Raw genomic sequence first — 1,336 nt, 5'->3', positions numbered from 1 at the left:
GCACCGTCGTCCGCGTCGTCGTCCGGGTGCCGAACGGCGGGTCGTACGCCGGTTGCGGGACGATCGGCGGGCGCTGGCTGGCCGCGTACGCCACGGGCAGCCGGTCGCGCAGCCGGTCCAGGTCGTACGGCGGCGCGGGTGTGCCGGTCACCCGGAACTGGAGCAGGGTGCGGGTGTTCGGGCCGTACCCCGGTTCGGTCGGGGGCGGGCCACCCTCGGCGGTGCGGTCCGGGGCGCCGGTGTGCTGGTCGTAGCGGCTGTCGAAGCCGGGCAGCGGGGCCGGAGCGTCGTTGTACAGGATCAGCGTGCTGCCCGGCGGCACGGCGGAGAAGTCGACGAGCACGTCGGCCCGTTCACCCGGTGCGAGCAGCAGAGTGTGCCCGTCGACGTTCAGCACTGTCGGGTCGAGCCGGTCGTACCGGTAACCGATCGGTCGGTTCGGCAGCACCACCGGGGCCGGCAGGAGACCGGCCTCGTTGCCGATCTGGATGAACTCCGGGCCGGCGGCGCGGGGGTCGGGCACACCGCCGTCGCGTCCGTCGGTCGGCCAGCCCGCCGGGTGGTCCGCCGCGCGGGTGGCCGGCACCATCGGCACCTCGCCGGCGTCGGGGTCGGCGAGCGCGCCGTCGGCCGTCCACATCGCCGCGTCGGAGCGGGCGCGGTAGAGCTGGAGGTTGAGGCTGCGGTCCAGGCAGGCGTTGAGGATCCGGAACCGGTACGCGCGCGGCTGCACCTCCAGGTACGGGTAGGCGACACCGTTGACCAGCGGGGTGTCGCCGTACGCCTCGGGGACGGCCGACGGGTGCGGGACGCCGGGGCTCAGCGGCGGCTCGTCCGGGGCGTCGACCGGGTCGTGGTACGGATTCGGCACCCAGCCGTCGGGGTGGGTGCCGTGGGCTGCGGCGTTGCTCGTCCAGGGGCCGTAGTCCCACCGGCCGGTGCGGTTGCGTCCACCGGATCGGTACGGGTTCTGCCGGGGTTGGTAGACGTGCGGGTGCCAGAGGCTGCCCCGGGCACCCCAGCGTTCCCGGTCCCAGGTCGGGTCCTCGGCGGCGAGTTGGGCGTCGTCCGGGACGAACGTCTTGTCCTCGATCACCAGGGGCACCTGGTCGGCCGGCAGCACCGCGTCGGCGACGAGCTGGTCCTCGGCCGGGTCGGTGAGCAGGTAGAGCGCGAGCTGTCCGCCGTAGACGGTGAGCCGGGCCAGGCCGAGGGTGTTGTCGTGGAACCACAGCAGCCGGCCACTCTGCTCGTTCGGGAAGTAGAGAGTGGTGGCGCCGGCGCCGGGCGCCGGCATGTCCGGCACGTGGGCCAGCCCGGGTCCGGTCGGGTACGG

Annotated in this window: 1 pseudogene; it reads right to left on the bottom strand. The window is 74.5% G+C overall.

From position 1 onward, the window contains the following. Positions 1–1,336 (bottom strand): annotated as a pseudogene (locus KBX53_RS33075) (hypothetical protein); the annotation flags it as partial.

Origin of the sequence: Micromonospora sp. M51 (assembly GCF_018070305.1) — a bacterium.
Classification (GTDB): Bacteria; Actinomycetota; Actinomycetes; order Mycobacteriales; family Micromonosporaceae; genus Micromonospora; species Micromonospora parva.
The sequence above is the reverse complement of the archived record's forward strand: the minus strand, read 5'-3'. Positions and strand labels throughout refer to the sequence as shown.